Consider the following 20,810-nt stretch of genomic DNA (forward strand, 5'->3'; position numbering starts at 1 on the left):
AGGGTCATGCAACGGAAACCCGGCCCGTGCACCAGAGCCGCCCTGCAGCTCGCCGCACTCGTCGTGCTCACCGCACTCCCCCTGACCGCCGCCTGTGACAGCACCGGCGGCAGTGCGCAGTTCCTCGGGCGCAATGCCCGGGACTCCATCGTCATCGGCGTGAAGTCCGACCAGCCCGGCACGGGTTGGCAGACCGACGGCTACAAGTACTCCGGTTTCGACATCAAGGTCGCCGACGCCCTGACCAAGGATCTGCACATCGGCAAGACCTTTTCCAATGTCCCGTCGGAGGACCGGGTCGCCGCACTCACGCAGAGCGATGCGAACCATGTCGATCTGGTGATCGCCACATTCTCGATCACAAAGGAGCGCATGAAACGGATCTGGTTCGCCGGCCCGTATGCCGAGACCCAGCAGGGTTTCCTCGTGCGCAGGGACGGACCCGCGGTGAAGTCCCTCGGCGATCTGCGCGGCAAGCCGGTCTGCGCCTGGAACGGCACCGTCTCCGCCGAGGCACTGCAGAACCGCGCCCAGGGCCTGGGCACATACGAGGCCCCCACCGCCGCCCAGTGCGTGGACGACCTGCGCAGCGGCCGGGCCGCCGCGTTCTCCACCGACCAGCTGATCCTCCACGGCTTCGCCGCGAGGTACAGCGAGCTGGAGGTCGTCCCCGACGTGGTGATCGGCTCCGCGAACTACTACGGGGTCGGCATGGCCAAGAAGGACCCGAACGGCCGCTCCAACCTGCGGGACTGCCGACGGATCCGGGACGCCCTGAAGCGCTATGTGGGCACGAGCGCATGGGACCTGGACCTGAAGACGGAACTCCCTCTGGTCGAACAGGCCCCGGACTGGAAGACGCGGTACCGGCCGAGTCCGGCCGATATCGACCGGTTGTCCTGCACGGACGACGTGGAGGGCTGAGGGGGGCTCGCTCAGCGGCACGCGCGCTGAGCGAGCAGCCAGCTCTTCGCCGCCTCCAAGGCGTCCCGGCCGGCCGGGACCTCCTCGTCGGGCGGAATGGGCCCGTCGTAAATCCGCCCGGTGCGGTCGGCCTCCTTGACCTCGGTGAGGATCAGCATGGCCCCGTCGGAAAGGTCATGGGGATGGTTTCCCGTGGGCACCCCGCCGGTCCGCTGCCCGAAGAACCGCGTGTCCGGCCGTCCCCGGAAGGCGACCGCAACCGCCTCGCCCGCGCTGGCGGTTGCCCCGCTGGTCAGCACGGCGACCGGTGCGTCGGGGTGGGCGACGGGGGCACCGCCCTCGGCGGTCCACATGGACTTCTCACCGTCGGGATCGATGAACATGCCGACGTTCCCGCCCCCCAGAATCGGGCCCACGACGGCAAGGGGCGCGCCCATGCCTCCGCCGTCCTCCTTGCGCAGGTCCACCACCCAGCCACAGGCCCGGTCCCGGTCCGCCTCCGCCATTGCCGCGCGGCCTTGCCGCGCGTACTCCGCGAAAGCCGCTTCGGACCGCACCCCGGGCAGGGATATGTAGCCGATGCGGCCTTCCATCGACCGGCCTCCCAGGCCGTCGAAGGTATTGGCCGGGGCTTCGAGTTCGCCTTTCACCCGCTGCGGCTCGTAGAACGAACTGTGTTTGTCGCCCAAGGCGTTGATGGCGACGCGGATCGCCCCATAGGTGTCTTCCGGCTTCTGCGCGGAGCCGGCCACCGAGAACGCCGTGCGGCGCACTCGGGGCCAGTCGATCTCGTGGCGGCGCAAGGAGTTCTTCTCCATGATGTCCAGCGCCGTCGACAGATAGGACCGGGCGCTGGACGACATGCCCTCTTCTGTCCGCTGTGTACATCCGGTTCCCGTCACGAGAACACCGATCAGCCCGACACAAGCCACCAAACGCGACATATGACCCCGCCCCATCAATCCCCCTGCATGGCCACCGAATCAGGATTTCCGCTGCCGGAAGCTCAAAGGGGCATAACCCTCGCCCCTTCTATCCCGATATGCCGCCCTCTAGCTCCCGGAACCAGCCACTCCGGCAGCGGAAATCCCGAATTCGGGCTGCGCCGCGTGCGCCGGCCGGGCCCGTCGCTCAGGCAATCAACTCCCCACCGCCGTCCGCGACTCCGCCACCGCCAGCCCCGCGATGGCGGCGAGCAGCACCGCCGCACCCCCCGCCGTCGCCACGGTGAGCCGCTCACCGAGCAGCAGCACGGCAAGCGCCGCCGCACTGACCGGTTCGATCAGCATCACCACCGACGCCGTCGCCGCCCGGACCGCCGCGGCCCCGGCGAAGTACAGCGGGTAGGCCAACGCGGTGGTGACCGCGACGACGTACAGCAGCATCAGCAGCACCCGCCCCGCATGGGCCGTATGCGGCACAAGCCCCTCGCCGCAGGCGAACGGCAGCAGCACCACCGCCCCGACGCCGAACGACCCCAGCGTGAGGGTGTACGGGTCCTCCCCGGCGCCGTGCCGTCCCGTCCATCGGCCCAGGAGGCTCGACGCGGCGAACCCGGCAGCCGACAGCAGCGCCAGGCCGACGCCGAGCGGGTGTACGGCGCTCTGCTGGTTGCCCAGGACCAGTACCGCCAGGCCGGTCAGCGCGCCGCCGACCGCCAGCAGGCCGCCGCGGCCGACGTGTTCGCCCAGGAACAGCCGGCCCCCGGCGGCGGTGAGGACCGGAGCCGCCCCGAGGGCGACGATCGTGGCGACGGCCAGTCCCGTCTCCTCGACCGCGCCGAAGTAGGCGGTCTGGAACACGGCCAGGGCGATGCCGGTGCCCGTGAACAGCAGCACCCGCCCGCGTACCGGCCGCGGCCCCCGGGGAGTGCGGCGGGCGGCGAGCAGCAGCGCCGCTCCGCCGAGGAAGCGCCAGAACGATACGGCCATCGGCCCGAAGTCGCTCGACCGGTAGACGATTTCGACGGCGGCGCCGGTCGTCCCCCAGGTGGTGCCGGCTATCGCCAGACAGGCGAGCCCGCGCAAGGCAGGCGTGGATGTGGGCGTGGACACAGTGCGTTCTCCAGATGTCGTGGAGCAGTCGGTCGTCGTGGTCTCCCGTGTGCGGGTACGACCAAGAAGCGCGCCGGCCCCGTCGAAGGGCCGGCGCACCGGCGACCTTGGCCTCCCGCTCTAGACGACGGGAGGCGCGAGCACTGTCGAACGCATGGTCCTTACTGTACGGACCCGGTGAGCGCGGCGTGCGGCGCAGGGTCGGCGGCCGGCACCGGGCGGCGGTTCCGGCAGCGCCGCTCCGCCAGCCACGTCGCGGCGAGGACGGCCGACAGGCCGGCCCCCAGCGTGCACACCCCGGTCCAGCCCGCCGTGCCCCACGTCGCCGACGTGAGGGCCGATCCGAGCGCGCCGCCCGCGAAGTAGCTGGTCATATAGGCCGAGTTGAGGCGGTTGCGCGCTTCGGGGCGCACCGCGTACACCAGGTTCTGGTTGCTGATCTGCACACCCTGCACCGCCGCGTCGAGCACGAGGATGCCGGCCAGCAGCGCGGCCAGCGACCAGTGGCCGCCGGAGCCGCCCAGGGCGAGCAGGGCCCAGGACCCCAGGAGCAGGAAGGCCCCGGTGCCGGTCGCATGGTGGACGAGTCCCCGGTCGGCCAGGCGTCCGGTGACGGACGCCGCCAACGAGCCTGCGGCGCCCAGCAGTCCGAGCAGTCCGATCGCCGATTCGGACCAGCCGTAGGCGGGGCCGGAGAGCAGGAAGGCGAGGGCCGTCCAGAGCACGCTGAACGAGGCGAAGGACAGGGCGCCCAGCGCGGCCCGCCACCGCAGCACCGGTTCGCGGGCGAAGAGCCCGACGGTCGAGGCGAGCAGCCCGGGGTAGCCGAGACCGGCGCTGGTCCGCAGGCGGGGCAGCACGCAGCGCAGCAGGACCGCCATGGCCGCCATGAGCACGGCGTTCACCCAGTACACGGTGCGCCAGCTGCCGAGGTCGCTGAGCAGTCCGGCGGCCGTGCGGGCGAGCAGGATGCCCAGCAGCAGGCCCGTCATGACGGTGCCGACGGTGCGGCCGCGCTTCTCGGGAGCGGCGAGCGTCGCCGCGTAGGGGACGATGACCTGCGCGCCGACCGAGGTCAGCCCCGTGAGGGCGGTGCCGGCCAGCAGGACCGCGGTGTTCGGCGCGTTCGCCGTGACCAGCAGGAAGGCCGCGGTCGCCGCGCACAGCGCGACGGCGAGCCGGCGCCGTTCCAGGAGGTCGCCGAGGGGCAGGAGCAGGATCAGGCCGAGGGCGTAGCCGAGTTGGGCTGCCGTGACGACCAGTGCGGAGACGGCCGTTCCCATGTGCAGTTCGCGGCCTATCACCCCGAGCAGGGGCTGTGCGAAGTAGTTGCTCCCGGCGGACAGTCCGCAGGCGACCGCCATCACGAGGAGCGTGCCGCGGCCCAGCTCGCCACCGCCCGGTGAACCGTCGTCTTTCCGTGTATGCGTCACGTGCGTCATGGGAACAAGTGTCCCGGCCAGGCATGTATGTATCCAATGCATTGTTTTCATCGAGCCATCGCGTTCTACGATGGATGCATGGAGCTGCAACAGATGCGCTACGTGGTCGCCGTCGCGGAGACGGGTGGTTTCACGCGCGCGGCCGAGCGCTGCCACGTCGTGCAGTCGGCGCTCAGCCACCAGATCTCGCGTCTGGAGAAGGAGTTGGGGACGCGCCTGTTCGACCGTACGAGCCGTGCGGTGCGGCTCACGGCGGCGGGCGCGGCCTTCGTCCCCGTCGCCCGGCAGGCGCTGGACGCCGCCGAACGCGCCCGCGCCGAGGTCCGGGCCGCCGCGGGCACGGTGTCCGGGGAACTGGCCGTCGGCGCCATCTCCACGGTCGCCGCGGTCGACCTCGCCGACGCACTGCGCCGGTACCAGACCCGTTTCCCGGAGGTGCGGATCCGCCTGGTCGGCGGCGTCAGCGAAGAGCTCATCGAGCGCGTCCGGAACAGCTCGCTCGACGTGGCCTTCACCGGTCTGGACCCGGGCACCGTGCCGAAGGGCGTCCGCCACCAGGAGCTGGCCCACGGGGAGTTGGTGGCCATCGTGGCACCGGAGCATCCGCTCGCCGGGCGGAAGCAGACGGATCTGCGCAGGCTGGCCCGCGAGCCCTTCGTCGACTTCCCGTCCGGCTCGGCGGCCAGGCGGCAGCGCCAGTCGGCCTTCGAAGCCGCGGGCCTGACCACGGACGCGCCGTTCGAGGTCACCACCGTGGAGTTCCTCGCCCGGCTCGTACGCGCCGGCCTGGGCGTCGGCATGGTGCCGGAGGCCATCGCGGCCGAACTGCCGGGCGTGCACATCCTGAAGGTGAAGACTCCGCCGACCCGCGTGGAGATGCTGGTGTGGGGCAAGCTGGGCCCCTCCCCCGCCGCCGCGGCCTTCCTGTCCCAGCTCGGCGTCGGCACGGCACAGTAGGCCCATGGCCTCTACGAACTCCAGGGACTGCATCGCCCGATTCCACAGCGACGTCCGCGCGTTCGCGGCCGCCGCCCGCCGGGCCGCCCCCGGCGGCGCCGCCGCACCCCCGGTGCCGTCCTGCCCCGGCTGGTCGGTCTCCGACCTCGTCGTGCATCTCGCCTCCGTGCACCGGTACGTGGCCCGGCTCCTCCGGGAACGGCTCACCGAGCAGCCGGACCACTCCGACCTCTCCTTCCTCCTGCTCCCCGCGGACACCGACGGCTGGCCCCACCCGGACAACGCGCCGAACCACGCCCCGCTCCCGGAGACCCTGCTCGACTGGTTCATGGACGGGGCCGCCGCGCTGGAGGAGCTGTTCCGGAGCAGCGCACCGGACGAGCCGGTGTGGTCCTGGGCGCCGGACCGGACCGCCGGTTTCTGGATGCGGATCCAGGCCATCGAGGCCGCCGTGCACCGCTGGGACGCCGAGAACGCCACCGGGACCGCCCTGCCGGTCGCCCCCGCGCTCGCGGCCGATGCCGTCGGCCAGAACTTCCGGGTGATGGCACCGTTCCGGCGGGCCCTGCGGCAGGCACCGCCCGGCTCGGGCGAATGCTTCCGGTTCCGCCGCACCGACGGCCCGGACGTCTGGACCGTGCGCTTCGACGGCGACACCGTCCTCCTCGGCGAGCTCGCCGAGGAGGACGGCGGCCCCTGCGACGTCGAGCTCACCGGCACCGCCTCGGACCTGATGCTGTTCCTCTGGCAGCGCATCCCCGCCGGGCGGCTCGCCGGTGTGACGGGGGACCGGGACGTCCTCGACCGCTGGTTCACCCTCGTTCCACCCGTCTGAACACCTCGCAGCCGTCACTCGGGCACCGGCTAGGATTGAAAAGTTCTTCAATTCATGATGCGCAGTGACGGCTGTGGAGGAGGGCGGAGAGTGGTGGGGAAGCCGGTCCCGCTGTACCAGGCGAAGGCGGAGTTCTTCCGGATGCTCGGGCATCCGGTGCGCATCCGTGTGCTGGAGCTGCTGCAGGACGGGCCCAAGCCCGTACGCGATCTGCTGGCCGCGATAGAGATCGAGCCCTCCAGCCTGTCGCAGCAGCTGGCCGTGCTGCGCCGCTCGGGGATCGTCACCTCCACCCGCACCGGGTCGACGGTCGTCTACGAGCTCGCCGGGGGCGACGTCGCCGAGCTGATGCGCGCCGCGCGCCGCATCCTCACGCAGATGCTCAGCGGGCAGAACGAGCTGCTGGAGGAACTCCTGGAGACCGAGGCCGGGACCGGCACCGGTGCCGGGAGCAGGGCGAAGGCGGGGCGGCGATGACCGAGAAGACCAGTGAGCGGTGGGCCGAGAAGCAGCTCGCCCTGCGCGTCGGCGTGTACGTGTTCGTCACGCACCTCATCGCCGGGTTCATCTGGCTGCTGTTCTACCTGGGCGATCACGCCAACAAGTAGCGCGGGCCCCTAGCCCGAACGGCCCGCACCGCCTGCGGCCTCCCCCGGCACCGCGCACGCTCGGGGCATGCCCTCATTCCCCGACGAGGTCAGGAGCGCGGTGACCGGCCGCGCCGCGCTCCTGGTGATCGGCGCGCTCGTCCTCCAGCTCGCCTTCATCACGTCGTACATCGGCGCCTTCCACAACCCCGGGCCCACCGACATCCGCCTCGGTGTCGTCGCTCCCCCGCAGGTCCGCGGGACCCTCGTCGACCGGCTCGGCAGCCTGCCCGGGAGCCCGCTGGATCCGCGGGCGACGGACGACCGGGCCACGGCCGAACGGCAGCTCCGGGAGCGCGAGCTGGACGCCGCACTGGTGGCCGACCCGCGCGGCACCACCGACACGCTGCTCACCGCGGGCGCCGCGGGGGCCTCGCTGGGGCAGGCCGCCGAGGCGGTGCTGGCCCGCGTCGAGGCCGCCGAGAAGCGGTCGATGAAGGTGACCGACGTGGCCCCTGCGAGCGCCGGCGACGCCCGCGGGCTGAGCTCGTTCTACCTGGTCGTGGGCTGGTGCGTGGGCGGCTACCTGTGCGCCGCCATTCTCGCCGTGAGCGCCGGCGCGCGGCCCGCCAACCTCCACCGGGCCGTCATCCGGCTCGGCGCGATCGCCGTCTACGCGGTCGTCGCCGGGCTGCTCGGCGCCGTCATCGCAGGCCCGGTGCTCGGGGCGCTGCCCGGCAGTGTCGCGGGGCTGTGGGGGGTGGGCGCCCTGGTGGTGTTCGCGGTCGGGGCCACGACGCTGGCGCTGCAGGGGCTGGCCGGGGTCGTCGGGATCGGGCTGGCCATCGCGATCGTCGTGGTCCTCGGCAACCCGAGCGCGGGCGGCGCCTACCCGTATCCGCTGCTGCCGCCGTTCTGGCGCGCCATCGGCCCGTACCTGCCGCCGGGCGCGGGCACCTGGTCCGCGCGCTCCGTCGCCTACTTCGCGGGCAACGCCCTGACCGGTCCGCTCCTCGTGCTGTCCGCCTGGGCGGTGGCGGGTACGGCGGTCACCGTGGGGTCCGCGGTGCGGAAGGCCCCGTGAGGGGCACCGTCCCGCGTCGCCGCCCGCCCCCTCCACGGGCGGCGACGCGGACGTCTCCTGTGACGGAGGGGACTCCCGCCCACAGACCGACCGTTCGGTCTGAGAAGTGTTCGGCCATTGCTGGCGCCTCCCCGGACCACCCCGGCCCCCCGTGGGCGCGCACGGCGGGCCATTTTCGGCCGGTCCGCGGAGCGCCCCGGGCCGCACACAGGGATCATTAGATCCAATGGTCATCGAGCACGCAAATTGCAATTTCGAAGGCTCATTTGATATTTCAACGATGAATCCACGGCGTATCCGCTGGTCAACACTCCCGTAACACCAATTCCCCCTTTTCACGTACAAGTCGGGCGTCGATGTAAGCGCGAGGTTTCACGTCACCCCCTTCCGGGACATTCCGCCCACCAGTTCCAGCCAATTACCGAGAGCTTCCGACCGACGACCGAAAGTGTTCGACCGACATGCGTTCATGCCCAACTTGGGCAAGACTTCCGTCCGTTATCTGACCCGCGAACAAGGGAGTGTTCGGAATGCGGTACATCACTCGGGGGATCGCGCTGGGCGCCGCGCTGGCACTGGGCGGTGGCCTGGTGGCAGCCGGTACGACGGCCGCGAGCGCAGCGCCCGCTGCCGGGGCGCACACCCAGAGCCTGTACGCGCCGTCCGCTCTGGTCCTGACCATCGGACAGGGCGAGGAGGCGGCCACCGCCGGCGTCCAGCGCGCGGTCACCCTCAACTGCATGCCGGGCCCCGGCGGTACGCACCCGGCCGCCAAGTCCGCCTGTGCCGATCTGCGGGCCGCAGGCGGCAACTTCGAGAAGCTCACGACGATCAAGGAGGGTGTGCTCTGTACCAAGGAGTGGAACCCGGTCGTCGTCACCGCCCAGGGTGTATGGGAGGGGCAGCGCGTGAACTTCGAGAAGGTCTTCGGCAACCCGTGCGAGATGAAGGCGGCCAAGGGCACGGTCTTCGAGTTCTGACCGGTCCCGCGCACCATGCGGCGGCCCGCGCGAGCAGCGGCCCCCGGACACCGTGGAGGTGTGTCCGGGGGCCGCGTCCATGGGGCCGGGGCGCGCTCAGGGGATCCGCACGCCGTACGCGGCCAGGGCCGGCTTCACCGGCTGGTAGTAAGTCGTCCCGCCCGTGGTGCAGTTGCCGCTGCCGCCCGACGTGAGGCCCAGGGCCTTGTCCCCGTCGAAGAGGGCGCCGCCGCTGTCGCCACCCTCGGCGCAGACATCGGTCTCGATCAGACCGGTGACGGTGCCCTCCTGGTAGTTGACCGTGGCGTCGAGGCCTGTGACCTTGCCGGCGTGCACCCCGGTCGTGGAGCCGCTGCGCTGCACGGCCTCGCCCATCGTGGCGTCGGCCGCCTGCCTGATGTCCTGGGCGCCGCCGGCGCCGAGGAGGCCGTGGAGGTTCACCTGGCTCGGGTGGGGAACATCCGCGGTGTACTTGACGAGGGCGTAGTCGTGCCCCGGGAAGCTGTAGGACTCGGTGGCCCCGATCTGCGGGCCGCCCTTGCCGTCGGACCAGGTCTGCTCGACGGCGCCACAGTGCCCCGCGGTCAGGAAGTAGGCCTCGCCCCACTTGGGGGCGGTGTCGCCCTTGCTGACGTTGAACCCCAGCGAGCAGCGGTATTTGGCGCCGTAGATCCCGTCGCCGCCCGCGATGAACCGGGTGAGCCTGGTGGTCGTTCTGCGCACGACGGCCTTCTCGCCGAGCCCGGAGACGACCCGGTTCAGCTGCGCCATCCGGCCGCCGGTGACCGTGGGGTCGGCGGTCACGACGACCCGGTCCAGTCTGGGGTCGGTCACCCAGGCGGTGCCGGGGATGGCGGCGGACCTGCTCAACTCCAGGCGTGCGGCGTCGAGTTGCGGGAGGGAGAAGCGCAGGGGCTCGGCCCCTGCGGGCTGCGGTGCGAGGGTGGCGGCCGCGAGAGCGGCCGCGGCGGCGCCACCGAGAGCGGCCCGCACGAACGGCCAACGGTTCTTCAACTCGGCACCTCCGGTGGGGGGTTGCTCCGCATGAACAGGGGTCGCGTCCATGCCAAGTCGTCCGTCGAGTGTCCCGACCGGAGGAGGGAGTGCACAAGGGCGAATTCCGGTAGCGCACAAATCTATGCGCGCGCCGGTGGCGCCCCGAAGGGGCGCGGGGAACTGCGCGACAAGCCACGATGCGCCCGCAGTTGGAAGCGCTCAGGCGTGCCCGATGCCCGTCTCGTCCTCACCCCCCGCTTCGGCGGGCGGCGCCTCGACGGGAATCTGCTCGGCCTGCGGCACAGCCGCCTCGCCATGCCCCGCCCGCTCCAGGAAGCGCAGCAGCTCCACCGGGAACGGCAGCACCAGCGTGGAGTTCTTCTCCGCGGCCACCGCCACGATCGTCTGCAGCAGCCGGAGTTGCAGGGCGGACGGCTGGTCGGCCATCGTCGCCGCCGCCTCCGCGAGCTTCTTCGACGCCAGCAGCTCCGCGTCCGCGTTGATGACCCGGGCCCGGCGCTCCCGCTCCGCCTCGGCCTGCCGGGACATCGAGCGCTTCATGGTCTCCGGCAACGAGACGTCCTTGATCTCGACGCGGTCGATCTGGACGCCCCAGCCGATGGCCGGGCTGTCGAGCATCAGCTCCAGGCCCTGGTTGAGCTTCTCCCGGTTGGAGAGCAGATCGTCCAGGTCGCTCTTGCCGATGATCGAGCGGAGCGAGGTCTGGGCCATCTGCGAGACCGCGAAGCGGTAGTCCTCGACCGCGATCACGGCCTCCGCCGGGTTCACGACCTTGAAATAGACGACCGCGTCCACGCGCACGGTCACATTGTCCCGGGTGATGCCCTCCTGGGCGGGCACCGGCATGGTCACGATCTGCATATTGACCTTGCGCAGCCGGTCCACCGCGGGAAGGATCATGGTGAATCCCGGCTGCCGGATCTCCGAGTGCAGCCGCCCCAGCCGCAGCACCACGCCGCGCTCGTACTGTTTGACCACTCGGGCCGCCGCCGCCAGGTACACGAGCCCCACGCAGCCCGCGGCCACCACTGCCACCACGAGGTCTTCGACCATCACGGCCCCCTGCCGTCACACGTCAGGTGATACGTCCACGGTATGCCCGTGTCCGGACGTGGTCGAGCCCCCGGCCCCGCGGGGCCGGGGGCTCTGTGCTGCTGGCCGCAGGCGATGGGGAAGGGCGGAGCGCGCTCGCGGTCAGACGGCGGGGAGGGGCGGGCGGAATCAGAAGACGCTCACCCCGTAGGCGCTGAGCGCCTTGGTGACGGGCTGGAAGAAGGTCGTCCCGCCGGAGCGGCAGTTGCCGCTGCCGCCGGAGGTCAGGCCGAGGGCGGTGGAGCCGGAGAAGAGCGCGCCGCCGCTGTCGCCGGGTTCAGCGCACACATCGGTCTGGATCAGGCCGCGCACGATGTTGCCGTTGCCGTAGTTGACGGTGGCGTTCAGGCCGGTGACCTTGCCGCCGTGCACCCCGGTCGTGGAGCCGCTGCGCTGGACGCTCTGCCCGACGCGGGCGCTGCCCGCCGAGGTGATGCGCTGCTGGCGGCCGTTGTAGAGATCGACGGCGCTGGGGTGGGCCAGGGAGCCGTTGGTGTACTGGACGATCCCGTAGTCGTTGCCGGGGAAGCTGGTCCCGGTGGTCGGGCCGATGCTCGTGGAGTGGTTCGCGGTGGCGTAGTAGGGCGGCTTGCCCTGGGTGCAGTGACCTGCGGTGAGGAAGTAATAGGTGTTGCCCTTGCGGACGTTGAAGCCGACGGAGCAGCGCCATGAGGGCGCGTAGATCGCGTCGCCGCCGGCGAGGAGGGTGCGGAAGGCTCCCGGGGTGCGTTCGACGCGTATCGCCTCCTGGCGTCTGAGTCTGGCCAGATCGGTGGCGGAGACGGTGGAATCGGCCGTCACCACAAGGGTGTTGGTGGCGGGGTCGACGGCCCATGCGGTGCCCGCGACGTCCGCGGACTCCACGGCGGCGCGGGCGGCGGACAGCTGCACGGCCGAGTGGACGGCGGCAGAGGTACCGTCGGCGCGGGCGCTGCCGACGGTGAGGACGGAGACGGCGAGCATGCCGCCTGCCACGGCGGCCACCGTGGTCGGGCGCTTGATCCTCACGTTCTTCCTCCCGTGGGGGGTCGGGGGCCCGTCGAAAGGGCACGCCGCATTCCGATTTCGCCGTGCCCCTGACAAGCGCTGTGCTCGGGAGTATTCGGGCGGAGCGGCGGGAGGCGCAAGAGCATCTTTCGGACGCGCCCGCGCCCCGAAGGGGCGCGGGGCTGTTCACATTTGCGGCTCCGCCGTGTGGGCGCGAGCAACCACAACCGGCCCACAGCCGAAGTACTGCTAACCGCTGTGCGCGCACCGTTCCCCCGCCGGGACGGCGAACGGCAGCGTGTTGCCCGGCGGCGGGAACGGGCAGATGAAGTGTTCGGCGAAGGCGCACGGCGGCAGGTGGGCGCGGTTGAAGTCGACGGTCACGGTGCCGTCCGGGTCCGGGGCGGGCGGGCGCAGGAAGCGGAAGCGGTAACTGGACGTGCCGCTGGTGCCGTCGGCGAAGACCGCCCACAGCGAGCCGTCCTCCTCCGCCCCGACCTGCAGGGTGTGCTCCCCGCTGCCGAGGGCCAGTTCGCCGGCCAGGCTCAGGCCGCGTTCGCGCCCGTCCGCGTTCTCCACCGGCACGACCGTGCGACCGCCCGCGTAGGGCCGGAACGTCCCGGACAGCACCCAGCGTTCGTCGTAGTCGAAGGCGTCGATGCCTGCGAACGCCTGCCGGGCCGCCGACTGCGGGTCGAAGACCCGGACCGCCCACTGGCCCTCGCGCCGCAGCACCAGCAGCCGGCGCTCGCCGTGCGCGACCCACACGGCACCGGCCGACGCGTCGGGGCCGAGCCGGATCCAGCCCTCGAACGGCTCGCCGTTCACGGTCAGTCCGTCCTCGGCGAGGGCGGTGAGCAGGACGGCGTCACCGGTCCCGGGGTCCTCGGTCCAGCGCCCCGGAACGCCCGGGATCCGGCCGTCGGGGGCGTCGGCGAGCCAGTACGTCCCGGTCAGCGCCAGCGGCCCGTACGGCGCCGACACCGTCCTGGTGCGCTGCTCGCGCCACGCGGCCCACTGCTCTTTGGCATCAGTCGTGCTCATGGCCGCCCACTGTTCCATACGGGGACGGGAAGACCGAGGTGCCCGCGCAGCGTCGTGCCGCTGTACTCCGTACGGAACGCACCGCGCTCCTGCAGCAGGGGCACGACCCTGTCGACGAAGTCGTCCAGCCCGCCCGGCGTGAGGTGCGGGACGAGGATGAAGCCGTCGGCGGCCTCCCGTGTCACGAACTCGGCCATCCGCGCCGCCACCTCCTGCGGCGTGCCGACGAACGACTGCCGGCCGGACGTCTCGATGACGGTCTCCCGGATCGACAGCCCCTTGGCCTCCGCCAGGGCGCGCCACTGCGCGGCGATGGCGAGCGGGTCGCCGATCCGCACGCGGCCCTGGGCGAGTTCGCCCCCGGGGTCGGGGTCGACGTCCGGCAGCGGGCCGTCGGGGTCGTAGCCGGACAGGTCGCGGCCCCAGACCTGTTCGAGCGCGAGGATCGCGTTCTGCGGCGAGACCTGTTGCCTGCGGATCTCCGCCGCCCGCTCCTGGGCCTCGGCGGCGGTGTCGCCGAGTACAAAGGTCACCCCCGGCATGATCTTCAACTCGTCCGGCCCGCGCCCGTATGCGGCCAGCCGGCGCTTGACGTCGGCGTAGAAGGCGCGGCCCGACTCCAGGGTGCCGTGCCGGGTGAAGACGACGTCGGCGGCCGAGGCGGCGAACTCGCGGCCCTCGTCGGAGTCGCCGGCCTGGATGACCACGGGGTGGCCCTGCGGGCTGCGCCGGACGTCGAACTCGCCCGCGACGGAGAAGTGCCGGCCGTCATGGGCGAAGGGACGCGCCCGCCCGCACGGCGTCCAGGAGTCCCACAGCTCCCGCGCTGTGGCGACGAACTCCGCGGCGCGCGTGTACCGGTCGGCGCGGTCGAGGTAGCCGCCGCGGCGGAAGTTCTCGCCGGTGAACGCGTCGGAGGACGTCACCACGTTCCAGGCGGCACGGCCGCCGCTGAGGTGGTCGAGCGAGGAGAGGCGCCGGGCGAGTTCGTAGGGCTCGTTGAAGGTCGCGTTCACGGTGGCCGCCAGGCCGAGCCGTTCGGTGACGGCGGCCAGCGCGCTGAGCACCGTGATCGACTCGGGCCGGCCGACGACGTCCAGGTCGTGGATGCGGCCCTTGTGCTCGCGCAGCCGCAGCCCCTCGGCGAGGAAGAAGAAGTCGAACAGGCCGCGTTCGGCGGTGCGCGCGAGGTGTTCGAAGGACGAGAAGTCGATCTGGCTCCCGGAGCGCGGATCCTGCCAGACGGTGGTGCTGTTGACGCCGGGGAAGTGCGCGGCGAGGTGCATCTGCCGGCGGGCGGTGCGGGTCATGCGGTCTCCCTTGCCGGTGCGTAGCGGTTGGCGGGGCGCGGCAGTCCGAGGTGCTCGCGGAGCGTGCCGCCCGGGTGGAAGCGGCGCAGCAGGCCCCGGTGCTGGAGGACGGGCACGGTGCCGTCGACGAGCAGCGACAGGTCGCGGCCGGGCTGCTCGGGCCGGATGTGGAGGCCGTCGACGGCGCCGTCCTCGTACCAGCGCCCGGCCAGGTCCGCGAGGGCGACCGCGTCGGCGGCCGTGTGCAGGGCGACGGGCACGGAGGCGAGGACGCGGAGATGGCGGGGGTTGCGCCCGTGGGCACGGGCGCTGTCGTGCAATTCGGCGCGGACGGCGGCGAGTTGCTGTGGGTCGTCGGCCGACCCGATCCGTACCAGGGCGACGTCCGCACGGCGGGCCGCGGTCCCGCGCGCCGGTCCGGCGGTGGCGTCGACGACGACCACCGGCCGGCCCTGCGGGGGCCGGGGCACGATGGACGGGCCGCGGACGCGGAACCCGGGCCCCTGGAAGTCGACGTAGTGGAGTTTGTCGCGGTCGATGAAGCGGCCGGTGGCCCGGTCGCGGATCTCGGCGTCGTCCTCCCAGCTGTCCCAGAGCCGGGCGACGACGTCGGCGACGGCGTCCGCCTCGCGCCACAGCACGTCGTCGGGCGCCGCGGGCCGCCGGCCGAAGAGCCGGGCGGCGGTCTCGCCGGGCGACACGTCGACGGCCCAGCCGGCCCGGCCGCGGCTGACCCAGTCGAGGGTGGAGACGGCGGAGGAGACGTGGAAGGGCTCGGTGTGCGTGGTGGTGACGGTGGGGACGAGCCCGATCCGCTCGGTCGCGGGCGCGACACGCGCCAGCACGGCGAGCGCGTCGATCCGGGACTCCCGCGGGGTACGCGGCCCGAAGGCGTCCCCGAGCGTGACGAAGTCGAGCCGACCGCGCTCCGCGAGACGGGCGGCGTGGACGTAGGGCCGGGGGTCGGTGGTGCCGGGGTGATCGATGGCGACGGCGAGGTGCATCATGCGGACTCCTGTGCAGGGGCGGGAATTTCAGACGCGGGGTACCGCACCCCGTCAGGGGCGCGGGCCCCGTCAGGGGCGCGGGCCCCGTCAGGGGCGCGGGGAACTGCGCGACCAGCCACGACGCACCCGCACCCGTCGAACCGCCCCCCGGCCAGCAACCCCAGCACCGCCCGCGCCACGGCATCGTTCTGCCGGAACCCGGCCGACCCGCTGCGCGGCCGCGCGAACGCCGGAGCCCGGGCCGTGGTGTGCGGCCCCAGTGCGAAACGCCGCGGGTGCGGCCGCCCGTCCGGGCCCACGACCCGCCCGTCGTCCGGGCCGACGACGAGCAACCCGGCACTGGTGACGGCCACTTCGCCCGCCAGCCCCCGCAGCAGCGGATCCGCCGAACGCCCCACGCTTGCCGCAGGCAGCCTCGCCTCGGCCAGCGCCCGCGCCTCGACCACCCGTCCCGGCACGCTGACGCTCCTCGCCCGGAACACCCCCCGCTCCGGATCGCCGGTGATGTGCACGTCGGCACCGAGGAAGCGCACCACCCCCGCCCGCGAGAGGGCGAGCAGCTGCTGCAGCCGGGGCCCGGGCGGGCCGGAGGCCAGGTAGCTGAACAGGCCCTGCCACTGCTCCCCGGCGTCGCCGAGCCGGGCGAGCTGCCCGTGGACGGAGAGCAGTGCGAGGAAGACGGCCAAGTCGGGGCTGTAGCGGGGGTCATGGCGGCGCGCCAGGTCCGCGGCGATATGTGCCCGTATGCCGTCCTGCAGTGCTTCCGCATCCGGGAAGCGCAGCCCGGCCAGCGGCAGGTCGAGGGCGTCCAGGTCGAACCGGTCGGCCGGGTCGGGCACGGAGGAGGCGACGAGGACGTCGAGTTCGGCGCTGCCGGGCTCGCAGGCCGCGTACTTCTCCTCGAAGTCCGGCCAGTTGACACGCGTGCGCTCCGGGTGGGCGGTGAAGAGCCGGTGGTAGTGGGCGAAGCCCAGTTCCTTGGCGACGAGCGGCCGCATGTCGCGCTCGAAGTCCGGCGGGCCGGGCCGGCGGCGCAACTCGGCGGTCTCGGGCGGCCCGAGGAAGCGGGGCAGCGGGGGCCGCTCCCCCTGCCACGGGTATCCGGTCTTCGCGCGGTACGGGACCCCGCGGCGCGAGCCGACGTGCAGGACGGGTTCGCGGCCGGAGGGGTGGTACGTCAGGGTGCCGCTGCCGTCGTCGGTGTACCGTCCGCCGCGGCCCTCGGTGAGCAGCACCATCAGGTCCACGAAGGCGAGCCCCATGCCGCGGACGAGGACGGGCTCCCGGGGCCGTAACCCGCTCAGGTCGCTGTCGGCGGTGAACTCCGGTGGCAGGTGGACGAGTCCATGGGCGGCTGCGAAGGCGGCGAGCTCCTGCTGTTCCGGGTCCGGCCGGGCGGGGAGGTGCCCGAGGGTGAGCACGACGGCGTCGGCGAGCAGAGGCTGGGCCCGCCCCTCCAGCCACACGCGTTGCCGGCCGTCGCGCGGGCCGGAGAGCCGTACGGCCCGGCGGCGGTGCTCGTGGACGGTGACGCCGGGCGGCAGCGCGGCCACCGCGGACCGGTGGAACCAGCGGAGGTAGGCGCTCTGCACCCGCCGCCCGGCGAAACTGCGCGGGTCCAACGCACGGACTTCGGCGGCGACTTCGGGGTCGTCGGGCGGTTCGACGACGCCCTCGCGGACCTGTGCCGCCCACTCGGCGAGCGAGGGGCCGGGGCGGACCGGGCCCACGGTTCCGACGGTGTCGTCGGTGAACATCGTGACGTCCTCGGCCATGGAGTTCATCCACAGCAGCGGCGACTGGCCGTGCCGCCAGATCCGTCCGGCGCCGGGCGGGTACGGGTCGACGAGGTGCAGGTCGAGACGGCGGTCCCCGAGCAGCTCGGGGGCGTTGGCGGCGATCCGTTCGACGAGACCGGTGCCGCGCGGACCCGCGCCGACGACGACGAGCGACGGGACGGGCAGGGCGGGAGAAGGCATGCGAAGGCACTCCGTGGATGCGGGATCGAACACGGGCGGTGCTGCCTTCGCACGGGCCCGCGCCCCTCAGCGCGGACCCGTCATCGAGGCTACGTCGGTTGACGAGGAAACGGAAGGCTGTTCCACTTGGAGGCATGGCATCGACGCAGCGGCTGGTGACGCGCAGCCACATCGACTTCGGCCGGGTGTGGTCGGCGTCCTGTACGGGTTGAGGATTCCCCGTCGCGCTGCCTTCGCCTTTTGCGGCCGGGGTCGTCGGACCCCGGCGCTGCACTCCCCTCAGTGCTCAGCAGTCACAAGTCGCATCAGCAATCACAGCAACTGCAGTCGCAGTCACACCCATCACCACAATTGCTGCAGCATTCACAGCAGTTGCAGCAGTCACCACAACCCCCGCAACCGTCACAGGAGTCGCAGCAGTCGCACTTGTAGCACCACCCCTCTCGCGGCAGACCCGTCCACGGGTCGGTGTAGGGGTCCCTGCAGCACACCTGGCACGTGCAGAACAGCCCCGTCCACACCAGGCACCCCGGCAGCAGATCCCGCTGCGGCCCGCGGCGGGGCGGCTCCGGCGGGGCGGGGGGCGGCATGACCGGCGGCGGACCGAAGGACGCCTGCTGCTCGGAATGAGGTTTTTGCCCTGAATGCCCGTCATGTCCACAGGTGTTGCCGCCGCCGAACGCCCGGTCCACGGCCCGCTCCAGCTCGTGGACCAGCAGCACGTGCGCCAGCCGTCCCTGTGCCTTGCTCCCGAAGTCGGCCTCGCGCAGCGCCAGCCGCACGCCGTGTACCGCGTCGTCGCACAGCCGCCGCACCTCCACCAGGTCCGTGCCGGTCGCGGTCACCGGGTTCCACGCGCCCGTACGCGCGTCCTCGGCCAGGTCCTCGACGGCGTCCAGCAGGTGCGCGAGCCGGCCGAAGAGCCGGCCGGCCTCCTCCAGCGGTGCCTTGTTGGCGGGCCTCCCGGCCAGAACGGCCGTGTAGCCGAAGGCGGCTGCGGTCGCCGTCTCGGTCGGCTCGGTCACCATCAGCAGCGGCGTGCCGGCACCGGCCAGCGCCTCGATGCCCGACTGCCGTTCGACCGCGTCCACCAGAACAGCCGTGTCGAAGCCGAGTTCCGATCCGGTCCGCGCCCCGGCCCTGTCCCACCGGGCCGCCATCCGGCGGGCCGCGGCCGCGACCGGACGCCGCGCCAACAGCCCGTCGCGGTCGGCGACATGGTCACGCATCTTCGCCGAGGCCAGCACGAGCGAGACGGACGCGGCCAGCCGGGCGCCCTCGCCGTGCGCCACGGACGCGCTGCGCATGCCGCGCAGCGCACACGGACCGGCCGTGCGGCGCCAGGCGCCGGCCCCCTTCCCGGTACGCGGCGACTGTGCCTCCACCAGCACGGATATGACCAGTCCGTCATAGTTCGTGGCGATCCGGGCCATTTGCCCGTGATCCCCCTTCAACGCCAGGCAGAGGCCGCAGAGATGGGCCGTCCACTCCGTCCGCATCGCCTCGGACAAGCGGTGCCTGCACGGCCTGATGATCCCGAACAAAATGTGCCCCCGTGGTGTGGCGACGTGTGTGGTGCCGATGTGCCCGGGCATCCTAATCACCGGGGCAGAACACCGGGCCGGGGCCCGCCCGTCCCCCGACTACACCGCATATGCCCAGGTCCAGCGCCTAAGGCCGACATCGGGAGTTTCTGACGCACCGCCAACCGCTTTGCACCAGATGCGTCACGAAATCCTCGCCCGGCGGCCATCCACTTGGCACATCATCCGCATCATGGACGACCATAGAGGGGCGGGCGGAACACACCGCGTGTGAGAGGAGGCGTCCATGGGATCGGTGCGCAAGGCGAGTGCGTGGCTTGGCCTCGTCGACGACAACAGCGATGACGAGCGCTACTACGACGACGAGTACGCCGAGGGGCCCGAGCCCGGAGACTCCTGGGTCACCAACCCCAAGGTGCGGGTGGCCGACGAGGTCGCCCAGGAGCAGGGCACCCGGATCGCCACGGTCACCCCGGACGGTTTCCGGGACGCCCGTGGCATCGGCGAACTCTTCCGCGAGGGCGTCCCGGTCATCGTCAACCTCACCGCCATGGAGCCCAACGACGCCAAGCGCGTCGTGGACTTCGCGGCCGGTCTGACGTTCGGCCTGCGCGGCTCCATCGAGCGTGTGGCCACCCGGGTGTTCCTGCTCACCCCCGCCGACTACCAGGTGGTCAACGGGGAGCCGGTGGGGCGGCGCGGGGGGTTCTTCAACCAGAGCTAGGCACTCTGCTGCTGGTGCTCACCGGAACGCATCGAGGCCGGTGAGCGCCTTGCCCAGCACCAACTGGTGCATTTCGACGGTGCCCTCGTAGGTGAGCACCGACTCCAGGTTCGTGGCGTGCCGCATCACGGGGTACTCGAGCGAGATCCCGTTGGCGCCCATGACCGTGCGCGCGGCGCGGCAGATCTCGATCGCCTCGCGTACGTTGTTGAGCTTCCCGAAGCTCACCTGCTCCGGCCGCAGCCGGCCCGCGTCCATCCGCCGGCCCAGGTGGTGCGCGAGCAGGATCCCCTTGTGCAGCTCGACCGCCATGTCGGCCAGCTTGGCCTGCGTCAGCTGGAATCCGGCGATCGGTCTGCCGAACTGCTCGCGCGCGCCTGCGTAGTCGAGCGCCGCTTCGAAGCACGTACGCGCGGCGCCCATGGAGCCCCAGACGATGCCGTAGCGGGCGTGGCTCAGACAACTGAGCGGACCGCGCAGCCCGATCGCCTCCGGCAGGAGGGCGTCGGCGGGCAGCCGCACGTCGTCCAGGACCAGTTCGCTGGTGACGGACGCGCGCAGCGACCACTTGTGCCGGATCTCCGGCGCCGAGAAGCCGGGGCTGTCGGCCGGGACGACGAAGCCCCTGATGCCCTCGTCGGTCTGCGCCCAGACGACGGCCACCCCGGCGACCGAGCCATTGGTGATCCACATCTTGCGGCCGGTGAGCACCCAGTCGCCGCCGTCGCGCCGGGCGTGGGTGCGCATGCCGGACGGGTCCGACCCGTGGTCGGGCTCGGTGAGCCCGAAGCAGCCGATGACCTGGCCGGACGCCATCTCCGGCAGCCAGCGCTGCCGTTGCTCCTCCGAGCCGAAGCGGTGGATCGCGTACATCGCGAGGGAGCCCTGCACGGAGACGAGGGAACGGATGCCGGAATCGGCGGCCTCCAGTTCCAGGCAGGCCAGCCCGTACTGGACGGCGGTGGCGCCCGCGCACCCGTACCCGTCGAGCTGCATCCCGAGGGCACCGAGTGCGCCCAGCTCGCGGGCGAGTTCACGGATGACGGGGAGCTCGCCGCGCTCGTACCACTCCGCGACGTGGGGCAGCACGCGGTCGGCCGCCCATTGCCTGACGGCGTCCCGGATGGCGCGGTCCTCGTCGGAGAGGAGGTCGTCGATCCCGAGCGGATCACGGGGATCGAAGGGGGGAAGGGCGCGAGTGGACATGCGTCCGACGTTACGGCTGAGTAACCCGGCACGTCCA

Annotated in this window: 20 protein-coding genes; 8 read left to right on the forward strand and 12 right to left on the reverse strand. The window is 72.2% G+C overall.

The window, feature by feature from the left end; translation table 11 throughout:
- Positions 1–6: 6 nt before the first annotated feature.
- A complete protein-coding gene (locus HG542_RS12155) occupies positions 7–924 on the forward strand; it encodes a transporter substrate-binding domain-containing protein (RefSeq protein WP_171080498.1) in 918 nt (305 codons plus the stop codon).
- An 11-nt stretch (positions 925–935) separates the two neighbouring features.
- On the opposite strand, the gene HG542_RS12160 is transcribed toward HG542_RS12155, so the two are convergent.
- From HG542_RS12160 to HG542_RS12170, 3 genes are all read right to left on the reverse strand, one after another.
- Positions 936–1,787, reverse strand: a complete 852-nt coding sequence (locus tag HG542_RS12160) for a S41 family peptidase (RefSeq protein WP_171080500.1) — start codon at positions 1,785–1,787, stop codon at positions 936–938.
- Positions 1,788–2,063: 276 nt separating this feature from the next.
- Complete coding sequence (locus HG542_RS12165) at positions 2,064–2,978, reverse strand: DMT family transporter (protein ID WP_229922871.1); 915 nt, start codon at positions 2,976–2,978, stop codon at positions 2,064–2,066.
- Positions 2,979–3,139: 161 nt separating this feature from the next.
- Positions 3,140–4,420, reverse strand: a complete 1,281-nt coding sequence (locus HG542_RS12170; protein ID WP_171080503.1) for an MFS transporter — start codon at positions 4,418–4,420, stop codon at positions 3,140–3,142.
- Positions 4,421–4,498: 78 nt separating this feature from the next.
- Here HG542_RS12170 and HG542_RS12175 point away from each other — a divergent pair, with 78 nt between their 5' ends.
- From HG542_RS12175 to HG542_RS12195, 6 genes are all read left to right on the forward strand, one after another.
- Positions 4,499–5,377 carry a LysR family transcriptional regulator gene (locus HG542_RS12175; protein ID WP_171080505.1) on the forward strand — a complete coding sequence of 293 codons (879 nt, stop codon included), beginning with the start codon at positions 4,499–4,501 and terminating at the stop codon, positions 5,375–5,377.
- A 4-nt stretch (positions 5,378–5,381) separates the two neighbouring features.
- A complete protein-coding gene (locus HG542_RS12180; RefSeq protein ID WP_171080508.1) occupies positions 5,382–6,212 on the forward strand; it encodes a maleylpyruvate isomerase family mycothiol-dependent enzyme in 831 nt (276 codons plus the stop codon).
- Positions 6,213–6,302: 90 nt separating this feature from the next.
- Positions 6,303–6,689, forward strand: a complete 387-nt coding sequence (locus tag HG542_RS12185) for an ArsR/SmtB family transcription factor (protein ID WP_268256434.1) — start codon at positions 6,303–6,305, stop codon at positions 6,687–6,689.
- Positions 6,686–6,820 (forward strand): DUF6126 family protein, encoded by a 135-nt coding sequence (locus tag HG542_RS34950; RefSeq protein WP_227724521.1) that lies wholly within the window; start codon positions 6,686–6,688, stop codon positions 6,818–6,820. The genes HG542_RS12185 and HG542_RS34950 overlap by 4 nt, the downstream gene beginning before the upstream one ends.
- Positions 6,821–6,887: 67 nt before the next feature.
- Entirely contained in the window at positions 6,888–7,883 is a 996-nt protein-coding gene (locus HG542_RS12190; RefSeq protein ID WP_171080510.1) for a DUF3533 domain-containing protein, read from the forward strand.
- A 530-nt stretch (positions 7,884–8,413) separates the two neighbouring features.
- Positions 8,414–8,863, forward strand: coding sequence for a subtilase-type protease inhibitor (locus tag HG542_RS12195; protein WP_171080512.1), 450 nt, complete (start codon positions 8,414–8,416; stop codon positions 8,861–8,863).
- Positions 8,864–8,959: 96 nt separating this feature from the next.
- Here HG542_RS12195 and HG542_RS12200 read toward each other — a convergent pair whose 3' ends face one another.
- From HG542_RS12200 to HG542_RS12235, 8 genes are all read right to left on the reverse strand, one after another.
- Positions 8,960–9,877 (reverse strand): S1 family peptidase, encoded by a 918-nt coding sequence (locus HG542_RS12200; RefSeq protein ID WP_229922872.1) that lies wholly within the window; start codon positions 9,875–9,877, stop codon positions 8,960–8,962.
- Positions 9,878–10,078: 201 nt separating this feature from the next.
- A complete protein-coding gene (locus HG542_RS12205; RefSeq protein ID WP_171080515.1) occupies positions 10,079–10,933 on the reverse strand; it encodes a slipin family protein in 855 nt (284 codons plus the stop codon).
- Between the two features lie 168 nt (positions 10,934–11,101).
- Complete coding sequence (locus tag HG542_RS12210) at positions 11,102–11,935, reverse strand: S1 family peptidase (RefSeq protein WP_171080571.1); 834 nt, start codon at positions 11,933–11,935, stop codon at positions 11,102–11,104.
- A gap of 273 nt (positions 11,936–12,208) precedes the next feature.
- Entirely contained in the window at positions 12,209–13,003 is a 795-nt protein-coding gene (locus tag HG542_RS12215; protein WP_171080517.1) for a DUF1684 domain-containing protein, read from the reverse strand.
- Positions 13,000–14,313, reverse strand: a complete 1,314-nt coding sequence (locus tag HG542_RS12220; protein WP_171080519.1) for an NtaA/DmoA family FMN-dependent monooxygenase — start codon at positions 14,311–14,313, stop codon at positions 13,000–13,002. Before HG542_RS12220 ends, HG542_RS12215 begins: the two co-directional genes overlap by 4 nt.
- Positions 14,310–15,320, reverse strand: coding sequence for an LLM class flavin-dependent oxidoreductase (locus HG542_RS12225; protein ID WP_171080521.1), 1,011 nt, complete (start codon positions 15,318–15,320; stop codon positions 14,310–14,312). The genes HG542_RS12220 and HG542_RS12225 overlap by 4 nt, the downstream gene beginning before the upstream one ends.
- Positions 15,317–17,299: an FAD/NAD(P)-binding protein gene (locus HG542_RS12230; protein ID WP_171080523.1), complete on the reverse strand. Its 1,983-nt coding sequence runs from the start codon at positions 17,297–17,299 to the stop codon at positions 15,317–15,319. The genes HG542_RS12225 and HG542_RS12230 overlap by 4 nt, the downstream gene beginning before the upstream one ends.
- A 305-nt stretch (positions 17,300–17,604) precedes the next feature.
- Positions 17,605–18,843 carry a DUF5685 family protein gene (locus HG542_RS12235; RefSeq protein WP_171080573.1) on the reverse strand — a complete coding sequence of 413 codons (1,239 nt, stop codon included), beginning with the start codon at positions 18,841–18,843 and terminating at the stop codon, positions 17,605–17,607.
- Positions 18,844–19,129: 286 nt separating this feature from the next.
- On the opposite strand from HG542_RS12235, the gene HG542_RS12240 reads away from it, so the two are divergent.
- Positions 19,130–19,567: a cell division protein SepF gene (locus HG542_RS12240; RefSeq protein ID WP_171080524.1), complete on the forward strand. Its 438-nt coding sequence runs from the start codon at positions 19,130–19,132 to the stop codon at positions 19,565–19,567.
- Positions 19,568–19,585: 18 nt separating this feature from the next.
- Here the strand turns inward: HG542_RS12240 and HG542_RS12245 are convergent, their stop codons facing one another.
- The gene (locus HG542_RS12245; protein WP_171080525.1) at positions 19,586–20,773 is read right to left on the reverse strand and encodes an acyl-CoA dehydrogenase family protein; all 1,188 of its coding nucleotides are present in this window, start codon (positions 20,771–20,773) and stop codon (positions 19,586–19,588) included.
- Between the last annotated feature and the right edge of the window lie 37 nt (positions 20,774–20,810).

Origin of the sequence: Streptomyces morookaense (assembly GCF_013030945.1) — a bacterium.
Lineage (GTDB): Bacteria > Actinomycetota > Actinomycetes > Streptomycetales > Streptomycetaceae > Streptomyces > Streptomyces morookaensis.

What these genes read in the sequence shown, in the direction of transcription:
- HG542_RS12155 (WP_171080498.1), top strand. Translation starts at nt 7, where the DNA reads ATGCAACGGAAACCCGGCCCGTGCACCAGAGCCGCCCTGCAGCTCGCC.
- HG542_RS12160 (WP_171080500.1), bottom strand. Translation starts at nt 1,787, where the DNA reads ATGTCGTCCAGCGCCCGGTCCTATCTGTCGACGGCGCTGGACATCATG.
- HG542_RS12170 (WP_171080503.1), bottom strand. Translation starts at nt 4,420, where the DNA reads ATGACGCACGTGACGCATACACGGAAAGACGACGGTTCACCGGGCGGT.
- HG542_RS12175 (WP_171080505.1), top strand. Translation starts at nt 4,499, where the DNA reads ATGGAGCTGCAACAGATGCGCTACGTGGTCGCCGTCGCGGAGACGGGT.
- HG542_RS12180 (WP_171080508.1), top strand. Translation starts at nt 5,382, where the DNA reads ATGGCCTCTACGAACTCCAGGGACTGCATCGCCCGATTCCACAGCGAC.
- HG542_RS34950 (WP_227724521.1), top strand. Translation starts at nt 6,686, where the DNA reads ATGACCGAGAAGACCAGTGAGCGGTGGGCCGAGAAGCAGCTCGCCCTG.
- HG542_RS12190 (WP_171080510.1), top strand. Translation starts at nt 6,888, where the DNA reads ATGCCCTCATTCCCCGACGAGGTCAGGAGCGCGGTGACCGGCCGCGCC.
- HG542_RS12195 (WP_171080512.1), top strand. Translation starts at nt 8,414, where the DNA reads ATGCGGTACATCACTCGGGGGATCGCGCTGGGCGCCGCGCTGGCACTG.
- HG542_RS12205 (WP_171080515.1), bottom strand. Translation starts at nt 10,933, where the DNA reads ATGGTCGAAGACCTCGTGGTGGCAGTGGTGGCCGCGGGCTGCGTGGGG.
- HG542_RS12210 (WP_171080571.1), bottom strand. Translation starts at nt 11,935, where the DNA reads ATGCTCGCCGTCTCCGTCCTCACCGTCGGCAGCGCCCGCGCCGACGGT.
- HG542_RS12215 (WP_171080517.1), bottom strand. Translation starts at nt 13,003, where the DNA reads ATGAGCACGACTGATGCCAAAGAGCAGTGGGCCGCGTGGCGCGAGCAG.
- HG542_RS12220 (WP_171080519.1), bottom strand. Translation starts at nt 14,313, where the DNA reads ATGACCCGCACCGCCCGCCGGCAGATGCACCTCGCCGCGCACTTCCCC.
- HG542_RS12225 (WP_171080521.1), bottom strand. Translation starts at nt 15,320, where the DNA reads ATGATGCACCTCGCCGTCGCCATCGATCACCCCGGCACCACCGACCCC.
- HG542_RS12230 (WP_171080523.1), bottom strand. Translation starts at nt 17,299, where the DNA reads ATGCCTTCTCCCGCCCTGCCCGTCCCGTCGCTCGTCGTCGTCGGCGCG.
- HG542_RS12240 (WP_171080524.1), top strand. Translation starts at nt 19,130, where the DNA reads ATGGGATCGGTGCGCAAGGCGAGTGCGTGGCTTGGCCTCGTCGACGAC.
- HG542_RS12245 (WP_171080525.1), bottom strand. Translation starts at nt 20,773, where the DNA reads ATGTCCACTCGCGCCCTTCCCCCCTTCGATCCCCGTGATCCGCTCGGG.